This window comes from Modestobacter sp. URMC 112, from assembly GCF_053502575.1.
The window spans coordinates 1,649,050-1,671,334 of sequence record NZ_CP199957.1; the positions used below are offsets into that span (position 1 = coordinate 1,649,050).

Consider the following 22,285-nt stretch of genomic DNA (forward strand, 5'->3'; position numbering starts at 1 on the left):
GACGGCACCTCGCACCGTGCCATCCCGGCGCCGGGTCCGTCACCGGAAGCGCTGCTCCAGTGCCTGCACCTCCGGCAGCCCGATCAGGTCGGTGAACTGGTCGAACGTCGGCAGCGACCCCATCGCGGCGGCCGGCGTGCCGTCGGCGCGCAGCGTGGCCAGCACCGAGCGGATCCCCGCGGTCGCGGCGAGCAGCGTCCCGATCGGGTAGATCACCAGGGCGAACCCCAGCTCGGCGATCCGCTCCAGCGGCAGCGGTGGCGTCCGCCCGCCCTCGGCCCAGTTGAACACCAGCGGCGCCACGCCGTGGAGCTCCCCGGCGACCCGGGCGATGTCCTCCTCCGACGTCGGCGCCTCGACGAAGAGCACGTCGGCTCCGGCGTCGGCGTACGCGCGGGCACGGGCCACCGCGTCGTCCACCCCGGAGACGGCGACCGCGTCGGTCCGGGCGATCACGACGAGGTCGGGGTCCCGGCGCGCGCTGACCGCCGCCCGGATCTTGCCCACCATCTCCTCGGTGCCGATCACGGCCTTGCCGCTCATGTGCCCGCACTTCTTGGGCGCCACCTGGTCCTCGAGCTGCAGCGCGGCCACCCCGGCCTGCTCGTACAGCTGCACCGTCCGCAGCACGTTGATCGCGTTGCCGTAGCCGGTGTCCGCGTCGGCGATCACCGGGAGGTCCACCGCGGCGACGATCCGCTGGGCGTTCTCGGCCATTTCGGTTCCCGACAGCAGCCCCACGTCGGGCCGGCCGATGAGCGAGGCCGTCGTGCCGAAGCCGGTCATGTAGACGACGTCGAACCCGGCCTCCTCGACCAGCCGCGCGGACAGCGCGTCATAGGCGCCGGGCGCGAGCAGCGGCCGGCCGGTCGCGAGCAGCTCGCGCAGCCGGCGGCCCGGCGACGGACGGTGGTTCCCGAGCAGATCACCCACGGGTGAGCCTCCTTGTGTGCGGATCCCGGATCAGTGCAGGCCGTCCAGCCCGTCGCTCGGCGCCCGGGCCTGGAGGGACGACGCGAGGCCAGCGCGAGGCTCTGTATGCAATGCGCCCGCGTGGTCACCGACGGGGCGACGACGACCTCCGGCTGGCCCAGCCTGCTCCCGTCTTCCTGGCAGCGCAAGAGCCATCCGCGGATCGCTCCACGGCTCTTGCCTCGCCCGGTCGCGGCCCGTACGTTGCATGCAATCCGGAGGGGGTGTGAGCTGTGACACGGTCGATCACCTCGGCCGAGCGTGCGCTCGACACGCTCCGTGAGCTGATCCTCGGCGGGGGCCTGCCGGCCGGCGCGCGGCTCGGCGAGGTCGAGCTCGCCGACCGCCTCGGGGTCAGCCGCACGCCGGTGCGTGAGGCGCTGTCCCGGCTGGCCGCCGAGGGCCTGGTGGAGATGGTGGCCAACCGCGGCGCCCGGGTCGCCACCTGGACCGTCGAGGAGCTGGAGGGCGTCTTCGAGCTCCGGGCGCTGCTGGAGCCCCAGCTGACCGCGCTCGCCGTGCCGCAGGCCACCGCGGCGGACGCGGACGAGCTCGACGCGCTCGCCGCCGAGATGCTCGGAGTGGGCTGCCCCGGACCGCGGCAGGACCTGGACGCGCTGGTCCCGCTCAACCGGGCCTTCCACGACCGGCTGGTCGCGCTCGCCGGCCACCCGGCGCTCGCCGGTGCGCTGGCCACCGCCGTGCACCCGCCGATCGTCGCGCGCAACTTCCACGCCTACGACGACGCCGCGCTGCGCCGCAGCCTGGCCCACCACGCCGAGATCGCCGCCGCCCTGCGCGCCGGTGACCCGGCATGGGCTCGGGCCGTGATGACCGCCCACATCCTCAACGCGCGGGCCGTGATGGTCCGCGCCGCCACCGGGCAGACCACCCGGTCCTGACCGGCACACCCCGTCCCCAGAAGAGGAGGCCCCATGAGCTACCGGCTCGGAGTCGACGTCGGCGGCACCTTCACCGACGTCCTGCTGGTGGAGGAGGGCAGCGGCGCGACCTGGCGCGCGAAGACCGCCTCCACACCCGCGGACCAGGCCGTCGGTGTGCTGAACGGGATCGAGCAGGCCTGCGCCGCGGCCGGCATCGACCTGTCCGAGGTCGCCTCGGTGCTGCACGGGACCACGGTCGCGACCAACGCGATCCTCGAGGGCAAGGGCGCCACCGTCGGCCTGGTCACCACGAAGGGCTTCCGGCAGGTCCTGCAGATCGCCCGGTCCTTCGTGCCCGGCGGGCTGGCCGGCTGGATCATCTGGCCCAAGCCCGAGCCGCTGGCCGCGCTGGAGAACACCGTCGAGGTCGACGAGCGGATCGCGAGCGACGGGTCGGTGGTGCGGGAGCTCGACGAGGACGACGTCCGGCGGCAGCTGCAGCGGCTGGCCACCCGGCAGGTCGACGCCCTGGCGGTGAGCCTGATCAACTCCTTCGCCGACCCGGCGCACGAGCGCCGCATCGCCGCGATCGCCGCCGAGGTGCTGCCCGGCGTCCCGGTGTCGCTGTCCTCCGACGTCCTCCCCGAGCTGCGCGAGTACGAGCGCACGCTGACCACCGTGGCCAACGGCTACGTCCAGCCGCAGGTCAAGCGCTACGTGCAGAACCTCGCCGACCGGCTCCGGGACGGCGGCGTCGCCGGCGAGCTGGCCATCCTGCGCAGCGACGGCGGGCTGCAGTCCGCGTCGGCCGCGGTCGGCGCGCCGGTGACCATGCTGCTGTCTGGCCCGGCCGGCGGCGTGACCGGCGCGGTCTGGGCGGCCGAGCAGTGCGGCCACCGCGACGTGATCACCTTCGACATGGGCGGCACCTCCACCGACGTGGGCCTGGTGCGCGACCTGGACCCGCGGATCGGCCGGGAGACCAAGGTCGGCGACCTCACCGTCCGGGCCTCCAGCGTCGACGTCCGCACCGTCGGCGCCGGCGGCGGCTCGATCGCGCACGTGCCGGAGCTGACCCGGGCGCTGCGGGTGGGCCCGCAGTCCGCCGGCGCCGACCCGGGCCCGGCCGCCTACGGCAAGGGCGGCACCGACCCCACGGTCACCGACGCCAACGTCGTCCTGGGGTACCTGCCGACCAGCCTGGCCGGCGGCGAGATCACCCTGGACGTGGCCGCCGCCCGGGCCGCGGTGTCCAAGGTCGCCGAGGCGATGGGGCTGGAGTCGGCCGAGGCGGCGGCCGCCGGGATCGTCGACATCGTCAACGAGAACATGCTCGGCGGCCTGCGGCTGGTCTCGGTGCAGCAGGGCTTCGACCCCCGCGACTTCGCCCTGGTCGCCTTCGGCGGCGCCGGTCCGCTGCACGCCAACGCGCTGGGGAAGCTGACCGGGGCGTGGCCGGTGATCGTGCCGCCGGCGCCCGGCATCCTCAACGCCCTCGGTGACGCCACCACCAGCCGCCGGGACGAGTCCGCCCGGACCGTGCTGCGCCGGTTCGCCGACCTCACCGGAGGCGACCTGGCGCAGGTCCTCACCGAACTGGCCGAGGACGCCGGCGCCCGGCTGGCCGCGCAGGGCGTGGCCCGCGACGAGCAGACGACCGGCTACCAGGTCGACGTCCGGTACCACGGCCAGGGCTTCGAGATCCCGGTCGACGTCGACCCGGCCTGGCTGGAGCGCCCGGACAGTGCGCTGCAGACCCTCGGTGAGCGCTTCGACGCCGAGCACGACCGGCTGTTCTCCTTCCTGCTGTCGGTCGACCACGAGCTGGTCAACGCCCGGGCCACGGTCACCGGCCCGAAGCCCGACGTGGCACCGGTCAGGCTGCCCGAGGGCGACGGCGACCCGTCCGCGGCGGAGGTCGCCGACCACTCCGTCCACGTGGGCGGGGAGCGGGTGCCGGCCACGGTCTACGACCGGGCGAGGTTGCGCGCCGGGGACGTGGTGACCGGCCCGGCGATCGTCACCGAGATGGACTCCACCACCCTCGTCCTGCCCGGCCATGCGGCCACCGTGCACGCCTCGGGCAGCCTGCTGATCAACCCCCTGGAGGGCTGACCCGTGGCACGGATCATCGAGACCGCGACCGGCGCCGTCGAGAGGACCGACGTCGACCCGGTGACCCTGGACCTGATCGAGAACGGGCTGCGCAACGCCCGCTACGAGATGGACGAGGTGCTGTTCCGCACCGCGCTGTCACCGGGCATCCGCGAGCAGCACGACGAGTTCCCGCTGATCGCCGACCCTGACGGCAAGATGGTCGTCGGCCAGTTCGGGCTGTCGATCCCGGACTTCCTCGACGGGTTCGACGGCACCATCGAGGAGGGCGACGTCCTCCTGACCAGCGACCCCTACGCCTGCGGCGCGGCGATCAGCCACGCCAACGACTGGCTCGTCGTCGTCCCGGTCTTCCACGAGGGCCGGGTGGTGGGCTGGGCGGCGATGTTCGGGCACATGTCCGACGTGGGCGGCAAGACGCCGTCCTCGATGCCCACCGACGCGCGCACCATCTACGAGGAGGGCGTGGTCATCCCGCCCTTCAAGCTGTACGCGAAGGGCCGGGTGAACGAGGACGCGCTGCGGATCATCCTCAACCAGGTGCGGATGCCGGACTGGAACCGGGCCGACCTCAACGGCCTGGTCGCCGCCTGCCGGACGGCGTCGCGCCGGGTGGTGGAGATGTGCGAGCGCTTCGGGACGGCGACCTACCTGTCCGCGCTCGACGCCCTGCTGCAGCGCAACCACGACGCCATGAAGGTGCTGCTGTCGGTGGTGTTCGAGGAGGGCCGCACGCTCAGCTTCACCGACTACATCTGCGACGACGGCGTGGGCAACGGGCCCTACGAGCTGAAGCTGTCCCTGACCCGCACCGGGGACAAGGTGCACCTGGACTTCACCGGGTCCTCGCCGCAGGCCGCCGGGCCGATCAACTACTACATCAACGAGAACCTGACCCGGATGTTCTTCGGGATCTACATGATCACCGTGGCCGACCCGCAGATCCTGTGGAACGACGGTTTCTACCCGCTGGTCGACGTCACCATCCCGGACGGCTCGTACTGGAAGCCGAAGCACCCGGCGTCGCTGAACGGCCGCAATCACGGCATCGGCCGGGTCTTCGACCTGTTCGGCGGGCTGCTCGGGCAGACCAACCCGGCGCTGCTCAACGCCGCCGGCTTCTCCTCCTCCCCGCACTTCATGTATTCCGGGCACTACTCCGGCGGGGAGCGGAAGGGGGAGTGGTTCCAGCTGTACTCGATCGGCTTCGGCGGGATCCCCGGCCGGCCGATGGGCGACGGACCGGACGGCCACTCGCTGTGGCCCAGCTTCGTCAACATCCCCTGCGAGTACCTGGAGTCCTACTACCCGCTGCGGATCGAGAAGTGGGAGACCGTCGCCGACACCGGCGGTCCCGGCCTGCACCGCGGCGGCAACGGCGTGGACGTCGCCTACGTCTTCGAGGAGCCGGGCACGATCGCCATCCACGACGACCGGTGGCTGACCTACCCGTGGGGCGTGAACGGCGGGCACCCGGGGGCACGCGGCACCAAGTGGGTGGAGCGCGCCGACGGCAGCCGGCAGGTGCTGCCCAGCAAGTGCCACGACGTCCCGGTGGCCCCCGGCGACGTGCTGCACTTCGTCACCTGGGGCGGCGGCGGGTGGGGCGACCCGCTGGAGCGGGACCCCGCGCTGGTCGCGCTCGAGGTGGACCGCGGGCTGGTCACCGTGGAGGGCGCCCGCCGGTACGGCGTGGTGCTGAGCGCCGACGGCGACCGGCCGGCGGTGGACGACGCGGCGACCCGCGAGCTGCGGGACCGGATGCGGGCCGACCGGCCGGCCGAGCTCCCGGTGTTCGACATGGGCCCGCCGATCGAGGAGCTGCTGGCCCGCTGTGAGGAGGAGACCGGGCTGCCCGCGCCGAAGCGGCCGGTCTGGGCAGCCGGATGAGCGGCGCCGCGCCGACCGGGGGAGGGAGCGGCCCGCACGGGTCGGCGTTCTCCGGCCGGGTCGGCTGGGGCGCCCGGCCGGCCGTGCTGGTGGTCGACCTGGTGCGCGCCTACACCGAGCCGGACGGGCCGTTCGCGCTGCCCGAGCCCGGGCCCGCGGTCGACGCGACCGCGGCGCTGGTGGCGGCCGCGCGGTCGGCCGGGCACCCGGTGGTGTGGACCGTCGTCCGGTACGCCACCGGGCTCGCCGACGGCGGGCTGTTCGTCCGCAAGGTGCCGGCGCTGGCCGCCTTCGCCGAGGACGCCGCCGAGGGCTGGGGCGCGCTCACCCTGGACCCGGAGCCGGGGGAGCCGGTGGTGGTGAAGCAGTACGCCTCGGCGTTCTTCGGCACGACGCTGGCCGCGACGCTGCACACCGCCGGCGTGGACACCCTGGTCGTCACCGGGGTGTCCACCTCCGGCTGTGTGCGGGCGACGGCGATGGACGCCCTGAACTCCGGGTTCCGCCCCCAGGTGGTGCGGTCGGCCTGCGCCGACCGCACCGTGGCCCTGCACGAGGCGAACCTCGCCGACCTGGACGCCAAGTACGCCGACGTCGTGGACCTGGAGGAGGCGCTCGCCCACCTCTGAGAGCCCCGTCCCGGGGCTCCCCCTGGTGCGCGAGGGGGAGCCCCGGGACGGCCCCGCTCCGAGGCCCGCCCCGAGCCCGGGACGGCCCTGCTGCAGGGACCCGCCGCGAGCTCGCGAGTGGCGGGCCGTGGGACGGCCCCGCTCCGAGGCTCGCCCCGAGCCCGGGACGGCCCTGCTGCAGGGACCCGCCGCGAGCTCGCGAGTGGCGGGGGGCAGCAGGGTCCTTTGTCAGTTGCCCTTGACGTTGACCACCTGGCGCAGCGTGTGCCGCACCTCCACCAGGTCGGCGGCGTCGGCCATGACCTGGTCGATCGGCTTGTACGCATCGGGGTGCTCGTCGAGGAACGCGTCCGAGTGCCCCCAGGCGATGCCGCTCATCCGCCGGTCCAGGTCGGCCCGGCTGAACAGCCGCCGGGCCGCGTTCCGCGAGTGGTTGCGGCCGGCGCCGTGCGGACTGGACATCAGCGAGGGCACGTTGCCCTTGCCGACCACGACGTAGGACGCGGTCCCCATCGACCCCGGGATCAGCCCCGGCTGACCCTCCCGCGCCGAGATCGCGCCCTTCCGGGACAGCCACACCTCGCGCCCGTAGTGCACCTCACGCTCGGTGTAGTTGTGATGACAGTTTACCGTCTCGAGCCGCTGCACGTCCGCCTTGAGGAACCGGCCCACCTGGTCGACGACGCGGTCCATCATCTCCTCTCGGTTCAGGTAGGCGAACCGCTGCGCCCAGCGCAGGGCCTCGATGTAGGCGTCGAACTCCGGCTCCCCCTCCACCAGGTAGGCGAGGTCCTGGTCGGCGAGCTCGACGAACCGGGCCCGGCACTGCTCCTGCGCCACCCGGATGTGCCGGGAGGCCAGCTTGTTGCCGACGCCGCGCGACCCGGAGTGCAGGAACAGCCACACGCGGTCGGCCTCGTCGAGGGAGACCTCGATGAAGTGGTTGCCCGAGCCCAGCGAGCCGAGCTGCTGCGGCCAGTGCCCGACCGCGGTGTCGGCCTGCTGCGCGCCCGGCAGGGCACGCAGCTCCTCGACCCGGGGCGCGGCGGTGTCCCGGATGCCCTTGTTCCGGCCACCCGCGGACAGCGGGATCGACCGGGAGACCTGCCCGTGCAGCACGTCCAGCGGGCGCCCGGCCAGGTCGGCGGCGGTGAACTGGGTGCGCACGGCCATCATCCCGCAGCCGATGTCCACTCCGACCGCGGCCGGGATGATCGCGCCGTCGGTCGGGATGACCGAGCCGACGGTGGCGCCCTTGCCTAGGTGGGCGTCGGGCATCAGTGCCAGGTGCGGGTGGATGAACGGCATCGCGGCGGTGCGCTCGGCCTGCTCGCGGGTGGTGTCCTCCAGGATGGACGCCCAGCTGAGCAGGCGTCCGTTGATCTTCTCCATGGTCCTTTCTCGTCACCGTCGTGGTGCCCGGATGGGGCTGTGCAGCCGATGCAGTCAACCCGCGTGTCCCCGGCCTCGCACCCGCTTTACCGCCGGCCGGGTGCGACGCAACCCCGCTCCTGGGGCGGCCGGGTCGGCTGGGGCGCGCGGCCGTGGCAGACGGTGCTCCCAGCCCTACTGTCGGTCCCTGTGCGCATCACGGGGGAGCTGAGCGCCCGGTTGGCGGCGCGGGTCCTGCTGGTCCTGCTGGCCGCCGTCGTCCTGGTCGCCGGAGTGCCCGGGCTCGCCGCCCCGGCGCGTGCGGCCGCCGGTGGGGACCTCCTCGTCGCCGGGGAGGGCCTGGCCCCGGGTCAGCAGCTCGTCTCGGCCGACCGCCGCTACCGGGCGGTGATGCAGCCGGACGGCAACTTCGTGGTGTACGCCGCCGACGGCCGGGTGCTCGCCGCCACCGGCACCTACGGCGCGGGCAACCGGCTGACCATGCAGGCCGACGGCAACCTGGTCGTCTACTCCGGCAGCGGCCGGCCGCTGTGGGACACCCGCAGCTGGGGCAACGCCGGCGCCCGGGTCGTGCTGCAGACCAACGGCGACCTGGTGGTCTGGCGGAGCAACGGCACCCCGGCCTGGTCCACCGGCTGGGACACCCCCGACCGGCTGCGGCCGGGCCAGTCGCTGTACGCCGGTCAGCAGCTGACCTCACCGGACCGGCGCTACCGGACGGTGGTGCAGCCGGACGGCAACGTCGTCGTGTACGCCGCGGACGGCCGGGTGCTCGCCGCGACCGGCACGTACGTCCCCAACAGCCGGCTGACGATGCAGGCCGACGGCAACCTCGTCCTCTACGCACCCTGGGGCTCGGCGCTGTGGAGCACCCGCACCTGGGGGTCCTACGGTGCGCAGGTGGTGCTGCAGGACAACGGCGACCTGGTGGTCTGGCGGACCAACGGCACCCCGGCCTGGTCCACCGGCTGGGACACCCCCGACCGGCTGCGGCCCGGCCAGTCGCTCTACGCCGGCCAGCAGCTCACCGCACCCGACGGCCGGCACCGGTTCGCCGTGCAGCCCGACGGCAACGTCGTCCTCTACGGGCCCGCCGGCCGGGTGCTGTCCGCGACCGGCACCTACGGCGCCGGCCACCGGCTCACTCTGCAGACCGACGGGAACCTGGTCGTGTACTCCGGCAGCGGCCGGCCGGTGTGGGACACCCGCACCTGGGGCAATGCCGGGGCGCAGGTCGTGCTGCGTGCCGACGGCAACCTGGTGCTGTCCCGCACCGACGGCAGCACCGCCTGGGCCAGCCCGTTCCCGCTGCCGGTCGCCACCGGCCCGTCCACCCAGGTGGTCACCGTCGTCGCGGACCACCCCGGCGCGACCACCGGGCGGCTGGTCGCCTGGGAGCGGCGCGGCACCGGGTGGACGCCGGTGCTCGGGCCGGTCCCCGCGCAGCTGGGCGCCAGCGGTGTCGGCGCGGCGTCCGAGGGCTCCACCCGCACCCCGGCCGGGACGTTCACCCTCTCCGAGTCCTTCGGCCGCGCGGGCAACCCGGGCACCGCGCTGCCCTACCGGCAGGTCGACGGCTCGGACTGGTGGGTCTCGGACGTGCGCAGCCCGCTGTACAACCAGTACGCCCGCTGCGCCCCCGGGAGCTGCCCGTTCGACGAGTCCGCGGGGGAGAACCTGTGGGCCCAGGGCGCGGTCTACGACCACGCCGTGGTGATCGACTACAACCGCCGCGGGACGACGCCCGGCGCCGGGTCGGCGTTCTTCCTGCACGTCTCCAACGGCCGACCGACCGCCGGGTGCGTGGCGGTCGACCGCGGCAGCCTCGTCACGCTGATGCGCTGGCTGGACCCGGCGAGGCAACCGCTGATCGCCATCGGCTGACGTCGTCGGCCGGCCGTCAGGGCCGGCCGGCGTGCGGGACGTCGACCGGCACGGTGAGCAGCACCGCCTCCCGGACCGGCGCCCGACGGCGCGCGGAGAAGTCCGGCGCGCAGCACATCAGCAGCGTCCGGCCGTCCTCCCCACCCAGAGCGCAGGCGAACACGCCCTGGCCGTCCGGTGCGGCCACCTGGTCGACCACCGCGCCGCCGGGCGCGATCCGCACCACCCGGCCGCCGACCGCGTCGGCGACCCAGATGTGCCCCTCGGCGTCCGGCGTGCAGCCGTCCGGGGCGATCCGCCGGCGCCCGGTGCCCTCACCCGTGCCCTCGCCCGTGCCCTCACTCGTGCCCTCGCCGTCGAGCGACGCCCAGACCCGGCGGCCGGACAGCGAGCCGTCGACGGCCAGGTCGAAGGCGGTGAGCCGGCTGCCGAAGGTCTCGGCGACGACGAGCGTGCCGCCGTCGGGGGTGATCACCGCACCGTTCGGGAACTCCAGCCCCTCGGCGGCCACGGTCACGGTGCCGTCCGGGTCGACCCGCTTCAGCGACGCAGTCGCGGGGGCACCGCGGCCCATCAGGTCGAAGCCGAAGTCCCCGACGAACACGTGCCCGGCCCCGTCCACCACCAGGTCGTTGAGGTGCCCGCCGCAGTGCGGCGTCAGGTCGGCGAGGGTGGACAGCTCCCCGTCGGCGGACCGCAGCAGCCGGTGGTCGGTCATCGAGACGACGACCAGCGACCCGTCGGGCAGCCAGCCCAGGCCCGAGGGCTGGCCGTCCACGGTGAGCACGACCGAGCGCTCTCCCGTGCTGGTGACCCGGCTGACCTCCCGGGTGTAGAAGTCCGACACCCACCAGGTGCCGTCGTGCCACCGCGGCCCCTCGAAGTAGGAGCCGCCGGTGAGCAGCGTCGTCGGCTCGCGCGTCGGCATGGCCGGGACCCTAGGACCGGCAGGGTCAGCGGCCGTGGACGAACCCCCGCAGCACGCCGGCGAGCTCGGCGTCGGGCACGGCGTGCTCCCGCTCGGACAGGCTGCGGTGCTCCCCCCGCGGCAGCGCGGCGGCCACGGCGGTCGCCCAGCCGGTCAGCCCCCCGGTGCCGCCCGCGTCGAGCACCAGCGTCGGCACCGTCACCCGCCGGGCCACCTCGACCGGCGTGACGTCGCACAGCACCCGGTCGTGGACCAGCGTGGGGGCGACCGACTCCAGCGCGGACACGGCCGGCCCGAGCGCGTCGACGACCGCGGCCGGGACGCCGATCGAGGCCATGAAGTGCAGCGCCGCCTCGCGCCGCCGCCCGGCCGCCACCAGCGCGGCCAGCTCCGCGGTCACCCGCGACGGACCGGGGCAGTCGGCGATCGGGGGCTCGAAGAGCGCCAGCCGGGTGACCGGGGCGCCGGCCGCGGCCGCGTGCATCGCCAGCAGCGCCCCCGAGGAGACGCCGTAGACGGCGGCCCCGGTGCCCACCGCCGCGATCACCGCGGCGAGGTCCTCGATCTCACGGGCGACGGCGTAGGGCGGGGTGTCGGTGCTGGACCCCCGGCCGCGCCGGTCGTAGGTCACCACGGTCGCGTCGGCGGCGAGCAGCCCGGCGAGCGGGCGCTGGGAGTTGAAGCCCGACCAGCACCCCGCGCCGTCCACCACCACCAGGAGGGGGCCGCGGCCCGTCCGGGTCCAGGCGATCCGGGTGCCGTCCGCGGAGCGCACCCGCTCCTCGGTCACCGTGCCCATGATCCGTCCCTCCCGCGCCGGGCAGCCGTCGGACAGCCAGACCCGGCGCGGGCGGGGAAGTCATCGGCGCGGAGTCACCCGGTGACCCGGCCGTCCGGGTGCTCGGTGAGCCGGCCGGACGCCACCGCCGCGGCGAACGCGGCGTCCAGGAACGGCAGCTGGGCCGGGCTGCGCCGGCGGTGGCCGAACACCGCCAGGGTCGCGGCGTACAGCTCCTCGCGGGCCAGCCCCCCGTCGGCCCGGCACAGCGCGGCCATGGCGTTGCCGACCTCCTCGAGCGCCACGTGCTCCAGCGGCCGGTCGCCGCTCCCGGCCTGCCGCCGGAACCCCGTCCACGTCGACCGGTCCAGCGCCGCCGGCCACACGTACTCGCCGACGACGGAGTCCGCGGGCAGCAGCGCGAGCAGCGCCTCGCGCCGCGCCGGCGACACCCGGCTGAGGCCGAACGCCGCGGCGGCGACGCGGACCAGCCGGTCGCGGTGCACCGGTCCCTCCGCGCGGACGCCCGCGGCCAGCACCCGGCGGACCGCCCGGGCCGCCTGCGGGTCGCCGAGGGAGTCCAGCAACTTCTTCTCCCCGGCGGTCCGGGGCGCCCAGACGGCGAACGGCCGCTCACCGTCCAGCGGCTCGGTGTCCGGGGCGGCGTGCCGGCCGCGCCGGGCAGCCGGGCGGGCTCCCGGGGCCGGCTCGGCGGGAGCGGGCTCGGCGGCGGCGGGCTCGGCGGTGGCGGACTCGGGCTCGGCGGGCTCGGGCTCGGGCTCGGGCTCGGCGGGAAGCGGCTCGGGCTCCAGGACGTCGGCCACCTCGACCGGCGCAGGGACCAGCGTCAGCCGGGGCGGTGCCGCCGGGACGGCGGCCGCCGGCTCCGCGGGAGCCGGGGCCAGCGCGGCCCGGGCGGTGGCGGCGGTGGTCCGGACCGGGCGCAGCTCCCCACCGCCGGCCGCGTCCGGCACGGGAGCCGGCTGTCGGCCGCCCGGGTGGGCGCCGGACGGTGCCGGCACGGCGGTCAGCACGGGCGGACCGTCGGCCGGCCGCGGAGCCGGCACCGGACGGCCGACCGGGCGGCGCGGCTCGGGCGCGCGGCGCGGCGGGGGAGTCGCGGCGACCACACCCACCAGCCGGTCGAGCACCGCCTCGGGGTCGGCCAGCCAGGACGGCAGCCAGACCCGCTCCACCGCGGGCCAGTCCAGCATGTCGCGCAGCACGTCGACCGGCAGGCCGTCGCGGTCGCCGACCGTGGGGCGCCGGGCCCACGCCGCGCCGTCCAGCAGCACGGCCAGCACCGGCACGTCCGGGGCGTCGGCGCGGGCGACCGCCAGGTCGACCCGGAAGTCCGAGAGCCCGATGTCGGTGCGCACCACCAGCCCGCGGAAGCGGAGCGCGGCGGCGATCTCCTCGCGGTGCCGGTCCGGCGCCGCGGCCTGGTGCGGCGCGCGGGCCAGGCCGTCGGTGCCCATCGCGGCGAGGTCGAGGTAGGCCCGCAGGTGCTTGATGCCCACCGACGCGGTGTCCTCGGCGCGCAGCTGCTCGGGCGCGAAGGAGCAGAACACCACGACCTGCCGGCGGGCCCGGGTGATCGCCACGTTGAGCCGGCGCTCGCCGCCGGTGCGGTTGAGCGGGCCGAAGTTCAGCGGCAGCTGCCCGCGGGCGTCGGGGCTGAAGCCGGTGGAGAAGAAGACGACGTCCCGCTCGTCGCCCTGGACGTTCTCCAGGTTCTTGACGAACAGGCCCTCCCCGTCGGTGCGGTCCAGGGCCGCGACCACCCGCTCGTCCCCGCAGTCGCGCAGCAGCTCCTCGATGTGCGCGCGCTGCTGGGCGTTGAAGGTGACCACGCCGATCGAGGGCAGCGCGTCGGGGGAGGCGTCGAACCGGCGCAGCACCTCCGACACCACGGCCGCGGCCTCGACGGGGTTGGTGCGCACCAGCCGGCCCGAGCCCGACCGGTGGAAGGTCCCGCCGACCTGGACCAGCGAGACCCCGCGCCCGTCGGCACCCGGTGCGGCACCGGCCTGCGCGGGCGCCGGGAAGGAGGACAGCCGCCGCTCGTAGTACTCGGCGTTGCTGAACGCGATCAGCGACTCGTCCTGGCTGCGGTAGTGCCAGGACAGCCACTGCCGCGGCACCCCGGCCTGCACGCACTCGGACAGGATCGACTCCTCGTCGCGGACCGCCCCGGCGTCCTCGACCAGCTCGGCGTCCGGGCCGGCCGCTTCGGCGACCGACGTCGGCGGCATCTGCTTGCTGTCGCCCACGACGACCGCGGCCCGGGCGCGGCCGAGCGCGCCGACGGCGTCGGCCACCCGGATCTGCGAGGCCTCGTCGAAGACCACCAGGTCGAACAGGCCGGCCACCGCCGGGAAGAACCGGGCCACCGAGTCCGGGCTGACCAGCACGCACGGCATGACCGTGGTGATCAGCTCGCCGAAGGTGGTCATCAGCCCGCGCACGCTCAGCGCCCCGCGCTGCCGGTCCAGCTCCCGCTGCAGGGCGCCGACCTGCCCGTCGGCCGAGGCCGGGTCGAAGGGCCGGGCCGCCAGCACGCCGGCGGGCAGCGCGGTCACCAGGTGGTCGCGGACCGCCTGCGCGGCGCTGGCGAAGCGGCTGATCATCCGCTCGTGCAGCTCGGCGTCGAACTCGCCGAGCCCGGTGGCCTCCCGCCGCTCGACCACCGACGCCTCAGCCAGGCCGCGGTCGAAGGCCGCCGTCGCGACGTCGGCAGCGACCGCGCCGGACAGCAGCGCGGCCCGGGCGTCGGTCAGCCCGGCGGCGCGCAGCGGCTCCAGGGTGTCCAGCAGGCTGACCCACCGGCGCAGCGACATCGGGTGGGTGTACTCGACGCCGCGCTCGGGTCGGGTCATCGTCCAGCGCAGCACCAGCCCGTCGTCCCCGCTCCAGGCGTCCAGCTGGGCGGGGCCCGACGAGCAGGCGCGCAGCAGCACCGCCAGGGCGTCGCGGGCGCGGACCACCGCCTCCACGGCGGTGCGGTCGGCGGCCGTCCCGCCGCCGACGAACCGGCGCAGCGCCGCGGCGAACGGGTCCGACCCGCCGACCGCGGCGGCGGCGCCGCGCAGCCACACCACCTCGGCGTCCAGCAGGAAGCGGCCGGTGTCCAGGAAGGGGTTCCAGGTGGCCGGCACCCGCAGCCCGGGGACGGCGGCGGCCCGCTGCGCGAGGGCCTGCACGGCGTTCTGCACCCGGAACAGGGCCGCGGTGAGCTCCGGCACGTCGCCGCGCCGCACCCGGGCCCCGGGCTGCAGCGCCGGCGCCAGCTGCGCGCGGACGGCGCCCAGCCGCCCGCCCCGGCCGAACCGCCCGGTGGCGGCGGCGGTCTGCGCCTCGACGAACAGCCGGCCCAGCGGCAGGGCCAGCACCTCCGGCGTGGCCACGTCCAGCCCCGGGTGCGCCGTCCCGACCAGGGCCTCGACCTCGCCGGTCACCGCGGCCGCGGCCGCCGACCAGCGGTCGGTGCGGACCTCGTCGAGCACCTCCAGCGGCATCGGCGGGCCGGAGAGCAGGTGCACCAGCGCGTCCAGGTGCTCCGGCCTGCGGGCGGCCCGCAGCACTGCGGCCAGCGGACCCTCGGCGGGGAGGTCGCGGATCGCCCGGTCGACCTCCACCGCCGCCCGCTGGACGGCGGTGATGTCCACGTCGACGGTGTCGATGAACGCCCAGGCGTGCCCGGCCGACGGCCGCGCCAGGTCGGCGATGTCGGGCAGCAGCGCCAGCGCGCGGCGCACCGCCGTCGTCGTCCCGTCCGATGCCCCGGCCACGAAGGCGGGGGGCACCGGCAGCGCCGGGACGTCGGCGGCCGCGGACAGGACGGCGGTGCGCGCCGAGTAGAAGGACAACCCGGCGGCGTTGACCGCGTGCAGCCGGTCGGCGTAGCCGGACAGGCCGCTGCGGGCGGCCCGGAGGTCCTCGCCGTCCGCGGCCAGCGCCTGGGCGTCCACCTCCACCGCGTGCGCCAGCGCCGCCCGCACCTGCGCGCGGACGGCGGCCGGCCGGCTGCCCTTGTCGTGCAGGTCGAGGGCGAAGGGGCCCATGCCCACGGCGTCCAGCCGGCGGGAGACGACGTCCAGGGCGGCCCGCTTCTCCGCGACGAACAGCACCTTCTTGCCGTCGGCGACCGCGCGGGTGAGCAGGTTGGTGATGGTCTGGGACTTGCCGGTCCCGGGCGGGCCCTCCAGCACGAACGTGCGCCCGGCCGCGGCCTCGGCGACCGCGCGCAGCTGCGAGGCGTCGGCCGGCACCGGGCAGCGGGCGGCCAGCTCGTCGAGGTCCACCGACCCGGCGGTGTCCGGCGCCGGGTCGCGGAACGGCCCGGCCGGTCCGCGCAGCAGGTGGGCCACCAGCGGGGCCTCCGCCAGCGCCGTCCAGTGCTCGTCGAGGTCCCTCCACAGCCGGTACTTGGCGAACTGGAGGACCGCCAGGTCCGCCGTCGGCTGCACCGTGAACGGCAGCCCGTGCGCGGCCAGCGCGGTGCGCATCGCGGCGAGGGCGGACGCCGGGTCGACGCCGTCCTCACCGACCTGCTCCATGCCGGGCACCGTCAGGCCGTGCAGCTGGCGCAGCTTCTCCAGCAGGCACCAGTTCGGGGTGCTGGCGCCGGCCTCGTCGAGGGTCAGCCGGTAGGCGCCCCCGCGGGAGGTCGCGGTGAGGACGACGGGCACCAGCAGCAGCGGCGAGCGCAGCGAGCGGCCGTCGAGCTCCCAGGTCAGCGAGCCCAGCGCGAGGTACAGGTTGTTCGCGCCGGTCTCCTCGGCCAGCGTGCGGGCCTTGGCGGCCAGCCCGCGGAGCCGGGTCAGGTAGCCGCCCTGGGCCACGTCGGCGTGCACGGTGGCGCGGTCGGTGAGCAGCTCGGTCAGCGTCGCGTCGGGCAGGTCGCGGGCCGAGCGGGAGCCCGCCGCGCGAGCGGTCGGCGCGAGCTGGTCGGCGGCCAGCAGGGTGACCGCGGTGCCGGCGCGCAGGGTGCGGTCCAGGGCCGGCAGGGCCTCCCCTGGGACGGTCAGCGGCAGGCCGGACTTCTCGGTGTAGTTGACCAGCCGGTTGCGCAGGCTGAGGTCGAGCAGCGCGTTCTTCCACTGCTGCACCCGGGCGGGCGGACGGTTCCCGGGCTCCGCGTCGGCCGCCGGGACCTCCTCGGGGACCTCCGCGACGGCTCCGGCGCCGACCGCCCCCGCGCCCTCGGCGCCGGCGGGCACCGGCAGCACCCCCGCGGTGCGGGCGCGGTGCACGTCGGTCACGCCGAGCACCCGGCGCAGGTCGCCGGTCAGCCACGGTGCGCGGGCCGGTCCGTGCAGGTCGATCACCGGGCGGCGGCCGGCGGTGAGCAGGGTGGTCTCGACCAGCCGGATCCGGCCCTGGTCGACGTGCTCGACGAGCGCGGCGACGTCGGTGGTGGCCACCGTCTCGGCGCTGCGCTCCTCGCGCCAGTAGCCGAGGAACGCGTGCTCGGCGCCGCCGGCGCCGCCGGAGGCCAGCCACAGCAGCGGCCGGAGCCCGGCGCGCTCGCAGGCGGCGGCCAGGGTGACGACCGTGTCCAGGCAGGTGCCGGCCCTGCCGTCGAGGACCTCGTCCGGTGCCCGGACCTCCTGCCCGAGCTCGGTCCAGCTGGCCGGCGGCTCGAGGCAGCGGATGCCGCGGCGGTGCACCACGGCGGCGATCGCGTCGACCACGTCGTCGACCCGCTCCGGGCCGTCGGCGTAGCCGGACATCTCCGGGCTGCCGGTGCCGCCCTCCAGGACCTCGGCGGCCTCGGCGATCAGCTCGGTGACCGCCGGGTGCTGCGGCTGGACGTGGGCGGCGAGCATCTCCAGCGCGAGCGGCACCGGGGTGGCCAGCCACTGCCCGGCGGGCAGCACGTGCACCGGCAGCCGCCGGTGCGCCGGCGGCCGGCCGTCGGCGGTCACGTCCACCCGCACCCAGCCCGGCCGGCGCTCGGCGACCCGGCCCATCGCCGCGGGGTCCAGGGTGGGACCCGCGTCGGTGAGCACGGTCGTGCGGCCGGCGGCCAGGTCGACCACCCGCTCGACCGGCGCGCCGATCGGGCCGCCGTCGTCGGACACGGTCACCCGCACCCGGACCGCCGGAGCCTCGACGGCGCTGGTCAGCGCCAGCCGGGTGACCACCGGCACGGAGGTGGCGGCCAGTGCTGACGTCAGGACCGGGAGGACGGACAGGTCGATGGTGATCGCGGCGCGCTCGGTGGTCGTCGTCGTCCCGGTGCTGGGCTGGAGGTCAGCGTTGTCGCCCATACGACCTGTCTACCGGCTCGGACGGACCGTTCCCGCCAGGCTGGGCGGACCGCTGAGGCGTCTGTGACAGGACGGGCGGGAGGGTGCCGGGCGGCTGCGTGGGCGTCGCCGGGCGAGCCGGTCAGAGCAGGGCGAGCTCGCTGCAGGTCGGGCACAGCACGTCGTGCGGCTCCTCCGGCGGCGGCCAGGCGACCTGCTCGTCGCGGGCGACGTAGGCGCCGCACAATGCCTTGCGCCCGGCGGTCGACACGTTGGTGATCGTCGCGTGCACCGGGCCGATGAGCTGCGCGCGCAGCCCCCGGGGATCGCTCACCGACCCGACCATCATGACCGCGCGGGCGGTCCGGTACGTGAAGCCCATGGGGACACGGTCGCCCGGTGCGGCAGGGGCACGAGCGCAACACGCGGCACGTGACCGATCCGTGGCCCCACCGGCACCACAGGCCGCAGCCGTCCCGTGCGTACCGGGACGGATGCGGCCTGGAGTCCTTGCCGAGGGCGGCCCCCTCTGCAGGGTCCCGCGCCGAGCGTGCGAGGCAGCGGGGTCTTACGCGACGTCGAAGCCGGCCCGGTCCACCTTGCGGTGGAAGCGGTCGCCGAGCTTGCCGCCCAGGACGGCGCCGACGAGGGTGACCAGCAGGACGGCGACCAGGGAGATGATCCCGGCCGTGGTGGCGGTGCCCTCGTCGATCGGGATGCGCGGCAGGTTCAGCTGAGCCAGCACGTTGAACCGCGACCCGGCTACCAGGCCGAGGACGGCCAGCGCGATGACCACGACCAGGCCGATCACCCACACGGCGATGCCCTGCCGGGCGCCGTCGAAGCGGGCCATCCGGCCGGCCACGTACCCGCCGGCCAGGTAGGCGAGGAACAGCACGACCAGCAGCGCGATCCCGCCGCCGATGCCGATCTCGCCGGCGTTGGCGGTGGCCTCACCGGCCGAGGGGACGCCCTGGGTGAGGCCGATGGCGACGCCGGCGGCGGAGATGAGCGCGATGAGCAGGACGGCGAGCCCGTTGGCGGACAGCCAGCCGAAGAAGGCGGCACCCCACTTGATCCCGCCGAAGCGGTCGTGCTGTGCGGCGACGGCGTCGCGGCCGGGGCCACGGGAGGCGCGGGCGCCCGAGGTGGCGAGGTGGTCGGACGAGGCGCTGTTGGCCATGGGTGCTCCTGGGTGTTCGGGGGGCGTGCCGGGCTGCGAGGTGTTCCACGCCCGGTACCCCGGGGCCGGCCCCGTCAGGTGCGGTGACGGGGCCGGCGGTCCGGGTGGTACGGGCGCCGCGGGTGCGGCGCCGGACGGCTCAGCGGCCGGTGCGGCCGGTCGTGCCGGTGGTGTCGATGCCGTCCGTGTCGATCTGCTCCTTGCGCACGGTGTCGGTGACGGTCTCCTGGTCGGTGACCGTGTCGACGTCCAGCCGCACGCGCTCTACCGGGACGGCCTCCTTGGCGACGACGGGGCGCTCGGCGTGCAGGACGACCTCGTGCTCCTCCTCGGAGATGGCCGGGCCGTCGAGGGCGTTGCCGACGTTGGCGTCGGTGATCGGCTCGCGCTCGATCCGCACCTCCTCGTGGGAGACCGGCACCGTGGTGGTGACGTTCTCGGTCACGACGTACTTGCGGAGGCGGGCCTTGCCGGCCTGCACGCGCTCGGTGCCGACGCGCAGCTGCTCCTCGGAGCGGGTCATGGCGTCGTCGGTGGTCGGGCCGGAGACGTCGTGGCCGACGGTGCCGTGGCGGTTGCCCCGGTCGGTGTCCGTGTCGGTGCCGGTGAGGCCGGCCGTCCCGGTGCCGGTGGTCCCCGTGTCCGTGGTGCCGGTCCCGGCGTACCCGGCGGCGGTGGTGTCGGTGCGGGTGGTGTCGGTGCGGGTGGTGTCGGTGCGGCCGGTGTCGATCCCGCCGGTGCCGCCCGCGGTCACGCCGTAGTAGCGGTAGAGCTCGGCCTCCTCCTCGGGGGAGAGGTGGCCCTGGTCGGCGTCGATCCGGGGGGCGTCCTTGACCCGGGCCTTGTCGTAGGGCACCCGGAGGGTGTCGCCGGTGATCTCGGCCTGGGCCAGCGGCACGAAGGACTCCGACGTGCCGAACAGTCCGGTGCTCACGGTCGCCCACTCGGGGCGGCCGGTCTCGTCGTCCAGGTAGACCTGGCCGATCTTGCCCAGCTTGCTGCCGTCGTTGTCCACGGCGTTGTGGCCGATGATCCTGCTGACGTCGTCCGTGCTGATCATGCGGAGTCCTCCTGGAGATGGTCTGCTGGGGAGGCGAGGCGCTCAGCCGTTCGCCGGGTCCCTGGGTGCCCATCCGTTTACGACGTAAACCGGAGTCCGCGCGCGTCGTCCGCGGGAGCGTCGGGCCGGCCGCTGCCGCACCCGGCGCGCCGATCAGCGCTACCGTGCGTCACCGCCCAGGCGCTCAGATGTCCAGGGCCGGGCCGTCCTCCGAGCGCGCCTCGTGCAGCAGCTGGGTCAGCCGGTCCAGCAGGTTCTCCAGGGCGTCCTCGAACTCCCGGGCCGACCTGTCCTGGCCGAGCAGCGGCTCCAGCTCGGTCACGTGGGGGTACGGGCTGAGGTCGGTCGACGCCCGGGCGTCCGGGTCCCCCTCCGGCATGTCCAGCAGGCTCACCTGCGCCCCGAGCTGGGTGACCTCCAGCAGCAGGTGGCCGAGCAGGAAGCTCGTGTAGGCCCGGTAGGCGGCCACCGCGGCCTCGGCGGGGAAGCCGCCCTGCTGCATGGCCGCCAGGAACGACTCGACCATCCGGAGGCTGCGCAGCGGGGGACGCACCCAGGGCGCCGCCGGTGGCCGGCTGGCCACCAGCGGGAACACCGCGGGGTGGGCCAGGGCGATCCGCCGGACGCCGTGCGCCATCCGCACCAGGAAGTCCTGCCACCCGCGGGCGTGCTCAAGATGGATCTCGTCGGGCTGGTCGTCGTCGTCGAAGAGACTGTCGACGACGGTGGCCACCACGCCGTCGAGCAGGTCCTCCCGGCCGGGCACGTAGCGGTACAGGGCCATCGCCTCGACGCCGAGCTGGGCGCCCAGCCGGCGCATGGTCAGCGCGGCCAGGCCGTGGGTGTCGATGAAGTCGATGGCCGCGGTGAGGATGCGGGTCCGGTCCAGGCCCGGGGGGCGGGGCGGCGCGGCGCCGCTGGTGACCGCCACCAGATCGGCGTCCCGGTCGTCGGTGCTGCCCACGGAGGTCCTCCTCGATGTCCCCGGACGGGATGGTCCGGGACCTGCCCGGCCCACTGTCCTCGCTGGACGCCGGGGGCGGGTGGTCAGGGCGTGCGCCCTCCACCACACGGAGGAGCCCGCGGTGGCTCGTGGCCGGGGCGGCCGGGCTCGCCGCCCGGCTGATCGGGGGTGTGACGAGACGCACTGCTAACAAATCGCTTGCTGTAGTTAGCGCCCGGCTGAAGACGGGCATGCTGTAGGTGTCAGGTCAGCCATCGATCCCTTGGGAGTCACCACGTGACCGACAACACCACGCTCGTCCGTCAGCTGCGCGCCCTCCTCCTGCTCACGCAGACCGAGGAGCAGATCGCCCGCACCCGCATCGCGCAGGCCCGCACCGAGGCCGTCCGCCGCGAGCTGACGCAGAACGCCGACCACGCCGCCGAGCGGACCGAGGCCATCACGGCCGAGCTGCGCCGGCTCGGCGGTGTCCCCGACGTCGTCACCCCGGCCCTCGGCCGGCTCAACGCCTTCGTGAAGAGCACCTTCGAGCAGGCCGAGCCGCTCGACGAGGCGCTGCTGCAGGACCTCGCGCTCGAGCACCAGCTGCTCGACCGTGCCACCTACCTCAAGGTGCTCGCCCAGACCGCCGAGGAGCCCCGGGTCCAGCGGCTCGCGGAGCGTCTCGTCACCGCGCACAAGGCCACCGTCGAGTGGCTGACCGTCGTCCTCGCCGAAGAGGCGCTGGGCGGTCCGGCCGCGCTCCAGGCGACCGCGTTCCAGCGGGTCGCCGGCGGGGCGAGCCGGCTGGTCAACTTCCCCGCTCGCTTCGCGGCCAACACCGTGAACCGCGCCGTCGACTCGGTGCAGCAGGTCGGTGAGGAGACCGAGGAGCGGCTGAACACCGTGGCCGGCAAGGCCGCCTCGTTCACCGGCGCCGTCCGCGAGACCCTGGTCGTCGGCCGCAGCGCCTCGCTGCGGCGGGCCGAGCGGATCGCCCGCCGTGAGGGCAACCGCAACGCCGCCGACACCGCCCGGGCCGCCCGCGAGGAGCTCGGCGACGTCTCCGCCGACGAGCTGCCGATCAAGGGCTACGACTCGCTGTCGACCGCGGATGCCGCGAAGGCCGTCAAGGAGCTGAAGACCGCCCACGACGTCCGGGTGATCATCCGCTACGAGGAGACCCACAAGAACCGGTCCAGCGTGATCAGCGCCGCGCAGACCGCCGTCGCCCAGCTGGCCAAGGAGGCAGTCGGCATCGCCGACTGACCTCGCTGCACCTCGCACGACGGGGCCCGTCCCTCCGGGGGCGGGCCCCGTCGTCGTGTCCCGGGGTTCCCGACGGACCGCAGTCGGTCGCGCCCGGTCGGTTC

The 22,285-nt window shown here is 75.5% G+C and carries 15 protein-coding genes; 6 read left to right on the plus strand and 9 right to left on the minus strand.

Annotated features, from left to right (window positions below):
- Positions 1–39 precede the first annotated feature (39 nt).
- Positions 40–933, minus strand: coding sequence for an isocitrate lyase/PEP mutase family protein (locus ACWIX6_RS07785; RefSeq protein WP_448616269.1), 894 nt, complete (start codon positions 931–933; stop codon positions 40–42).
- A 272-nt stretch (positions 934–1,205) separates the two neighbouring features.
- On the opposite strand from ACWIX6_RS07785, the gene ACWIX6_RS07790 reads away from it, so the two are divergent.
- Genes ACWIX6_RS07790 through ACWIX6_RS07805 form a run of 4 tightly spaced genes read left to right on the plus strand, consistent with a single transcriptional unit; the run spans position 1,206 to position 6,490 of the window.
- A complete protein-coding gene (locus ACWIX6_RS07790) occupies positions 1,206–1,874 on the plus strand; it encodes a GntR family transcriptional regulator (RefSeq protein WP_448616270.1) in 669 nt (222 codons plus the stop codon).
- 33 nt (positions 1,875–1,907) lie between these two features.
- A complete protein-coding gene (locus ACWIX6_RS07795) occupies positions 1,908–3,971 on the plus strand; it encodes a hydantoinase/oxoprolinase family protein (RefSeq protein WP_448616271.1) in 2,064 nt (687 codons plus the stop codon).
- Between the two features lie 3 nt (positions 3,972–3,974).
- Positions 3,975–5,861 (plus strand): hydantoinase B/oxoprolinase family protein, encoded by a 1,887-nt coding sequence (locus ACWIX6_RS07800; protein WP_448616272.1) that lies wholly within the window; start codon positions 3,975–3,977, stop codon positions 5,859–5,861.
- On the plus strand, positions 5,858–6,490 hold the full coding sequence (locus tag ACWIX6_RS07805) for an isochorismatase family protein (protein ID WP_448616273.1): 633 nt from the start codon (positions 5,858–5,860) through the stop codon (positions 6,488–6,490). Before ACWIX6_RS07800 ends, ACWIX6_RS07805 begins: the two co-directional genes overlap by 4 nt.
- Positions 6,491–6,718: 228 nt before the next feature.
- Here ACWIX6_RS07805 and ACWIX6_RS07810 read toward each other — a convergent pair whose 3' ends face one another.
- Positions 6,719–7,882, minus strand: coding sequence for an RtcB family protein (locus ACWIX6_RS07810; protein WP_448616274.1), 1,164 nt, complete (start codon positions 7,880–7,882; stop codon positions 6,719–6,721).
- 189 nt (positions 7,883–8,071) lie between these two features.
- Between ACWIX6_RS07810 and ACWIX6_RS07815 the strand changes: the two genes are divergently transcribed.
- A complete protein-coding gene (locus ACWIX6_RS07815; protein WP_448616275.1) occupies positions 8,072–9,766 on the plus strand; it encodes a L,D-transpeptidase family protein in 1,695 nt (564 codons plus the stop codon).
- Positions 9,767–9,782: 16 nt separating this feature from the next.
- Here the strand turns inward: ACWIX6_RS07815 and ACWIX6_RS07820 are convergent, their stop codons facing one another.
- The 7 genes from ACWIX6_RS07820 to ACWIX6_RS07850 form a co-directional block, all read right to left on the minus strand.
- The gene (locus ACWIX6_RS07820) at positions 9,783–10,694 is read right to left on the minus strand and encodes an SMP-30/gluconolactonase/LRE family protein (protein WP_448616276.1); all 912 of its coding nucleotides are present in this window, start codon (positions 10,692–10,694) and stop codon (positions 9,783–9,785) included.
- Between the two features lie 25 nt (positions 10,695–10,719).
- A complete protein-coding gene (locus tag ACWIX6_RS07825; RefSeq protein WP_448616277.1) occupies positions 10,720–11,493 on the minus strand; it encodes an alpha/beta fold hydrolase in 774 nt (257 codons plus the stop codon).
- A 74-nt stretch (positions 11,494–11,567) separates the two neighbouring features.
- Positions 11,568–17,747 (minus strand): DUF4011 domain-containing protein, encoded by a 6,180-nt coding sequence (locus ACWIX6_RS07830; RefSeq protein WP_448616278.1) that lies wholly within the window; start codon positions 17,745–17,747, stop codon positions 11,568–11,570.
- A 121-nt stretch (positions 17,748–17,868) separates the two neighbouring features.
- Positions 17,869–18,108, minus strand: a complete 240-nt coding sequence (locus ACWIX6_RS07835) for a hypothetical protein (RefSeq protein WP_448616279.1) — start codon at positions 18,106–18,108, stop codon at positions 17,869–17,871.
- A gap of 186 nt (positions 18,109–18,294) precedes the next feature.
- Positions 18,295–18,909 carry a hypothetical protein gene (locus ACWIX6_RS07840; RefSeq protein ID WP_448616280.1) on the minus strand — a complete coding sequence of 205 codons (615 nt, stop codon included), beginning with the start codon at positions 18,907–18,909 and terminating at the stop codon, positions 18,295–18,297.
- Between the two features lie 139 nt (positions 18,910–19,048).
- Positions 19,049–19,969, minus strand: a complete 921-nt coding sequence (locus ACWIX6_RS07845) for a PRC and DUF2382 domain-containing protein (protein ID WP_448616281.1) — start codon at positions 19,967–19,969, stop codon at positions 19,049–19,051.
- A 184-nt stretch (positions 19,970–20,153) separates the two neighbouring features.
- Positions 20,154–20,933 carry a TetR/AcrR family transcriptional regulator gene (locus ACWIX6_RS07850; protein ID WP_448616282.1) on the minus strand — a complete coding sequence of 260 codons (780 nt, stop codon included), beginning with the start codon at positions 20,931–20,933 and terminating at the stop codon, positions 20,154–20,156.
- Between the two features lie 276 nt (positions 20,934–21,209).
- Between ACWIX6_RS07850 and ACWIX6_RS07855 the strand changes: the two genes are divergently transcribed.
- Complete coding sequence (locus tag ACWIX6_RS07855) at positions 21,210–22,181, plus strand: ferritin-like domain-containing protein (protein ID WP_448616283.1); 972 nt, start codon at positions 21,210–21,212, stop codon at positions 22,179–22,181.
- Positions 22,182–22,285: the final 104 nt, after the last annotated feature.

Coding starts and splice junctions, on each gene's coding strand:
- ACWIX6_RS07795 (WP_448616271.1), top strand. CDS start 1,908: ATGAGCTACCGGCTCGGAGTCGACGTCGGCGGCACCTTCACCGACGTC.
- ACWIX6_RS07805 (WP_448616273.1), top strand. CDS start 5,858: ATGAGCGGCGCCGCGCCGACCGGGGGAGGGAGCGGCCCGCACGGGTCG.
- ACWIX6_RS07810 (WP_448616274.1), bottom strand. CDS start 7,882: ATGGAGAAGATCAACGGACGCCTGCTCAGCTGGGCGTCCATCCTGGAG.
- ACWIX6_RS07820 (WP_448616276.1), bottom strand. CDS start 10,694: ATGCCGACGCGCGAGCCGACGACGCTGCTCACCGGCGGCTCCTACTTC.
- ACWIX6_RS07825 (WP_448616277.1), bottom strand. CDS start 11,493: ATGGGCACGGTGACCGAGGAGCGGGTGCGCTCCGCGGACGGCACCCGG.
- ACWIX6_RS07830 (WP_448616278.1), bottom strand. CDS start 17,747: ATGGGCGACAACGCTGACCTCCAGCCCAGCACCGGGACGACGACGACC.
- ACWIX6_RS07835 (WP_448616279.1), bottom strand. CDS start 18,108: ATGGGCTTCACGTACCGGACCGCCCGCGCGGTCATGATGGTCGGGTCG.
- ACWIX6_RS07840 (WP_448616280.1), bottom strand. CDS start 18,909: ATGGCCAACAGCGCCTCGTCCGACCACCTCGCCACCTCGGGCGCCCGC.
- ACWIX6_RS07845 (WP_448616281.1), bottom strand. CDS start 19,969: ATGATCAGCACGGACGACGTCAGCAGGATCATCGGCCACAACGCCGTG.